Origin of the sequence: Mesorhizobium sp. M7A.T.Ca.US.000.02.2.1 (assembly GCF_003996995.1) — a bacterium.
Lineage (GTDB): Bacteria > Pseudomonadota > Alphaproteobacteria > Rhizobiales > Rhizobiaceae > Mesorhizobium.
The window spans coordinates 1-5,025 of sequence record NZ_RZTT01000421.1; the positions used below are offsets into that span (position 1 = coordinate 1).

The window sequence follows — 5,025 nt, forward strand, 5'->3', positions numbered from 1 at the left end:
ACTTTGCTCTATGCCGCAATCCAACCATCTTCGCCCGGCATAGGCGAAACGCGGGACCCGAAGAACCATGAATGAAGCAACGCCCCCCAATCGCTGTCGCATCGTGCTGATCGCGCCGTCCGGCGTGCCGGCGGCCCGTATTGTCGCGGCATTCGATGGCGGCGATGTCGCTTCGCTGATCCTGCCCGAGAACGGCATGGATGAAGCCTCCTTCCAGGCTTTCGCCGAACAGATCGTGCCGGCAGCGCAAGCCGCCGGCGTTGCTGTCATCATCGCCGGCGACACCCGCATAGCCGGCCGCGTCCAGGCCGACGGCATCCATGTCGAGGTCTCCAAGGCCGAACTTGCCGAGACGATCGAGCATTTCCAGGCAAAGATGATGGTCGGCACCGGCGGCGCCAAGACACGTGACGACGCGCTCGAGCTTGGCGAGACGCGGCCAGACTACATCTTCTTCGGCCGCTTCGGTTACGACAACAAGCCCGAACCGCACCCGCGCAACCTGTCGCTCGGCGCATGGTGGGCGGACATGATCCAGATCCCTTGCATCGTCATGGCCGGATCCGACATCGCCTCGGTCGAAGCGGTGGGCGCCACCGGCGCTGAATTCGTGGCGCTGTCGAGCGCCGTGTTCGCCGACGGCACCGATCCCGGGACAGCGGTCGCCACCGCCAACGCGCTGCTCGACGAGACCGCGCCGCGCTTCGAGGACTGAAATGTCCTCGGCGACGCTTCCCCTCCAGGCTCTGCTTGCGGTGCTGATGGTCCAGGCTGCCGCCGCGGAGACCATCCCCCTGCCGCAGCCCAAGCCGGAAATCGGCGTCCACACCGACAAGCCGATCGAGAAGCCATTGCCGCAGCCCGCTACCACGGCCAAGCCCGCGCCGCTGCCGTCGGCCGACACGGTCAATCCCGACCGCTTCGGCGCAAAACCCGCCGACGCGGCCTATGGCGCCTTCCAGCGCGGTCTCTACAAGACAGCTTACAATCTGGCATTGGTCCGGGCGCAAAACGGCGATCCGGCGGCGCAGACCTTGGTGGCCGAGATCCTGTCGCGGGGGCTCGGTGTGCCGGTCAATTCGGCGCAAGCGGCGAAATGGTACGCGCTGGCCGCCGAACAGGGTGTGCCGGAATCGCAGTTCCAGTATGCGCTGATGCTGCTCGACGGCCGCTACGTCAAAAAGGATGGAAAAGAGGCCTACGCCTTGATGCAGGCCGCCGCCGAAGCCGGCAACCGGCTGGCGCAATTCAATTTCGCGCAGATGCTGGTCCAGCAGGACCCCGGCGACGCCGGCATGGCCAAGGCGGTTTCCTACTATGAGCGCGCCGCCGCGACCGGCCTCGCGGACGCGCAATATGCAATGTCGCAGATCTACGCCAACGGTGTCGGCGGCAAGCCACGTGACGACGCCCAGGCAAGGCGCCTGCTGGCGCAGGCCGCAAGGCAGAACTACGACACCGCGCAGATCGATCTCGCCGCCTGGATGATCGAAGGCCGCGGCGGTGCGCGCGACCTGAAATCCGCCTTCGGCTGGATGAAGCAGGCGGCGGAGGGCGGCAATGTCGCCGCCCAGAACCGCCTGGCCAAGCTCTATATGCAAGGCATCGGCACCGATCCGGACCTTGTGCTTGCCGGCGCCTGGTACGTCGTCGCCCGCCGTGCCGGCCTCATCGACCCACAGATGGACGACTTCCTGCAGGGGCTGGACGACGACCAGACCAAGCAGGCGCTGCAGAAGGCCAACCGGCTGCCTTGACGGCGGTTCTCGCGGTCATTGCAAGTGTAACCTCGGCTCCCCTCGCCTGGCACCGACCTGCCCGCTCCCTTGCCTCTTCTGGCGATTTGTGGTCTTGGGAGCCCGAAATCGCTTTCCCAGCGAACATCCATACCGACGGCGTGGCCGTTGGCATTATTCCGGATCATCTCATCATGGCCAAGATCAATGGCAACGAAATCCGTCCCGGCTATGTCATCGAGCATGATGGCGGGCTTTGGGTGGCGGTCAGGACCAACACCGTCAAGCCCGGCAAGGGCGGCGCCTACAATCAGGTCGAACTGAAGAACCTCATCAACGGCACCAAGCTCAACGAGCGCTTCCGCTCGGCCGAGACCGTCGAACAGATCCGGCTCGACCTGAAGGATTTTTCCTTCCTTTACGCGCAGGAAGACGCACTGGTGTTCATGGACACCCAGAGCTACGAGCAGCTCGAATTGAACAAGGACTTCGTCGGCGATCGCGCCGCCTTCCTGCAGGACGGCATGATGGTGACGGTCCAGCTCTACGAAGAGCGGCCGATCGGCATTTCGCTGCCCGACTATGTGACGCTGACCATCACCGAGGCCGACCCGGTGGTGAAGGGTCAGACGGCGGCATCGTCCTACAAGCCGGCGATCCTGGAGAACGGCATCCGCGTCCTGGTGCCGCCCTTCATCGGCGCCGGCGAGCGCATCATCGTCGACACCAACGAAATCACTTACGTGCGCCGCGCCGACTGACGCATGTCGCCCAAGTGGCCGGGTTCCGGGTCACCGACAGGCATCGAGGCAGAATTTAAAGCGCAGCACCGGGAAAAAGCACTATGGCACGCTCAGCCCTTCTCAACGTCATGGTCCAGGCCGCAATGAAGGCCGGCCGCTCGCTGTCGCGCGACTTCGGCGAGGTGCAGAACCTGCAGGTCTCGATGAAGGGCCCCGGCGATTATGTCAGCCAGGCCGACCGCAAGGCAGAGGACATCGTCTTTGCCGAATTGTCCAAGGCTCGGCCCGGCTATTCCTTCCTGATGGAAGAGCGCGGCGTGGTTGAAGGCGACGACAGCCAGCATCGCTGGATCGTCGACCCGCTCGACGGCACCACCAATTTCCTGCACGGCATTCCGCTCTTTGCCGTTTCGATCGCGCTGGAGCGCCAGGGCCAGATCGTCGCCGGCGTCATCTACAATCCGGCGATGGACGAACTCTACACCTGCGAACGCGGGGGCGGCGCCTTCATGAACGACCGCCGCTTGCGCGTCGCCGGCCGCATCAAGCTGGTCGACACCGTGATCGGCTGCGGCATGCCGCATCTCGGCCGCGGCCACCACGGCAATTTCCTGGTCGAACTGCGCAATGTCATGGCCGAGGTTTCCGGCGTCCGCCGCCTCGGCTCCGCATCGCTCGATCTCGCCTATGTCGCCGCCGGCCGCATGGATGGCTTCTGGGAAACCGGCCTGTCGGCCTGGGACATCGCCGCCGGGCTGCTTTTGATCCGCGAGGCGGGCGGCTTCGTCTCCGACATGGATGGCGGCCAGGACATGCTCGACAACGGCTCGGTCGTCGCCGGCAACGAGATCATCCAGCGCGCTTTGCTGAAGGTCGTGAAGAAGCCGCTCTCCTCCCGCTGACAGCCACGCCGCGCTGATGCGCCGCAGTCGCAAAACCGCAATGGAAGCTTGAAATACTGCCCGGCATGCGCCCAAATTGAAGGGCGCGGTGCAGGAACCCGGCTTAGTGAGAGACAACCAACCCTACCCCGATATCCCGTTCATCGGACGCTGGCACTATTCGCGTGCCGAGATGATCGCAGACGGTGTTGTCCACGCGATCGGCATCGTGCTGGCGATCGCGGCAGGGTCGGCACTGCTGGCGCTTGCCGCCTTTCGTGTCGGACCTGGCGAATACATCGCCGCCGCCTTCTACGTGGTTTCGCTGCTCACCGTGCTCTCGGTGTCGATGACCTACAATCTGTGGCCGGTGTCGTCGCCGTTGAAATGGGTGTTGCGGCGTTTCGACCACGCCGCGATCTATCTGCTGATCGCCGCGACCTATACGCCTTTCCTGGCGCAGCTCGAAGGCTCGCCGCTGGCGCGCTGGATGATCGTGCTGGTCTGGACCGCGGCAGTGCTGGGTATTGCCATCAAGGTGTTCTTTCCCGGCCGTTTCGACCGGCTGGCGATCGGTTTCTATCTCGCCATCGGCTGGAGCGGCATCATCCTGGTCAAGCCGCTTGTCCAGACGCTGCCGACGACATCGATAGCGCTGATCGTCGCAGGCGGCATGGTCTACTCCTGCGGCGTCATCTTCTTCGCCTGGAAGGGGCTGCGCTTCCACAACGCGCTGTGGCACGGTTTCGTCGTCACCGGTGCTGGCCTGCATCTGGCCGCCATGGTCGACTGTCTGGTCATCAATCGCTTCTGACATTCTCGACGCGGCAATATTGCCAAGCGCCATTCAATTTGGTCACAATTCCGTTTAGAGTCGCGGGTTACGTGATCGGCGGCGGCATCGGAAACGGGGCACGGATGGCTTTTCTCAGATCCTTCGGCATGGGCAGACGTTCTGATGTCCTGATCTACGACCCGCATAAATTATCGAGCCCGCAGGTCTTTTTGCTCACCATGGTGATCTTCCTGGTCATCGTCGCCTTCATCGCCGCCATCCTCACCCGACAGATCTCAACCGCTTTTGGCAGCAATCCCGGCCTCAATGGCCTGATCGTCGGCGTGCTGGTGGTCGGCATCCTTTTGGCCTTCGCCCAGGTCGGGCGACTGTTTCGCGAAGTGCGCTGGGTCAACTCCTTCCGTGCCGGCTCGGAGACCACCGAACCAGTGCTTCTGGCGCCGATGAAGGCGATGATCGGCCGCTCCTCGGCGACGGCCTTCTCGACCAGTTCGATGCGCACCATGCTCGATTCCATCGCCACCCGCCTCGACGAAAGCCGCGACACCTCGCGCTATCTCGTCGGCCTGCTGGTGTTCCTCGGCCTGCTCGGCACTTTCTGGGGACTGTTGAACACCATCGGTTCGATCCGCGAGACCATCGAATCGCTCGATCCCGGCACCGGTGACGCCGCCGCGGTGCTCGATTCCCTGAAGCAGGGGCTTTCGGCGCCGCTGGCCGGCATGGGCACCGCCTTCTCGTCCTCGCTGTTCGGCCTCTCCGGCTCGCTGGTGCTCGGCTTCCTCGACCTGCAGGCCGGTCGCGCCCAGACACGCTTCTACACCGAACTGGAAAACTGGCTTTCCTCGGTGACCGACCTGTCGTCGGAC

6 protein-coding genes are annotated in these 5,025 nt (G+C 64.0%); all 6 read left to right on the forward strand.

Going from position 1 to position 5,025, the window contains the following annotated elements; all coding sequences use genetic code 11:
• Window positions 1–67 precede the first annotated feature (67 nt).
• Window positions 68–715 (forward strand): thiamine phosphate synthase, encoded by a 648-nt coding sequence (locus tag EOD15_RS28245; RefSeq protein ID WP_127323222.1) that lies wholly within the window; start codon window positions 68–70, stop codon window positions 713–715.
• Between the two features lies 1 nt (window position 716).
• Window positions 717–1,757 (forward strand): tetratricopeptide repeat protein, encoded by a 1,041-nt coding sequence (locus EOD15_RS28250; RefSeq protein WP_127409045.1) that lies wholly within the window; start codon window positions 717–719, stop codon window positions 1,755–1,757.
• Between the two features lie 173 nt (window positions 1,758–1,930).
• The gene (gene efp, locus EOD15_RS28255; RefSeq protein ID WP_013529127.1) at window positions 1,931–2,497 is read left to right on the forward strand and encodes an elongation factor P; all 567 of its coding nucleotides are present in this window, start codon (window positions 1,931–1,933) and stop codon (window positions 2,495–2,497) included.
• 83 nt (window positions 2,498–2,580) lie between these two features.
• Complete coding sequence (locus EOD15_RS28260; RefSeq protein WP_127327626.1) at window positions 2,581–3,381, forward strand: inositol monophosphatase family protein; 801 nt, start codon at window positions 2,581–2,583, stop codon at window positions 3,379–3,381.
• Window positions 3,382–3,487: 106 nt separating this feature from the next.
• Window positions 3,488–4,174 (forward strand): hemolysin III family protein, encoded by a 687-nt coding sequence (locus tag EOD15_RS28265; RefSeq protein ID WP_164762153.1) that lies wholly within the window; start codon window positions 3,488–3,490, stop codon window positions 4,172–4,174.
• Window positions 4,175–4,278: 104 nt separating this feature from the next.
• A partial coding sequence (locus tag EOD15_RS28270; protein WP_127409046.1) for a MotA/TolQ/ExbB proton channel family protein occupies window positions 4,279–5,025 on the forward strand: 747 nt, incomplete at its 3' end.

Coding starts and splice junctions, on each gene's coding strand:
- EOD15_RS28245 (WP_127323222.1), top strand. CDS start 68: ATGAATGAAGCAACGCCCCCCAATCGCTGTCGCATCGTGCTGATCGCG.
- EOD15_RS28250 (WP_127409045.1), top strand. CDS start 717: ATGTCCTCGGCGACGCTTCCCCTCCAGGCTCTGCTTGCGGTGCTGATG.
- efp (WP_013529127.1), top strand. CDS start 1,931: ATGGCCAAGATCAATGGCAACGAAATCCGTCCCGGCTATGTCATCGAG.
- EOD15_RS28260 (WP_127327626.1), top strand. CDS start 2,581: ATGGCACGCTCAGCCCTTCTCAACGTCATGGTCCAGGCCGCAATGAAG.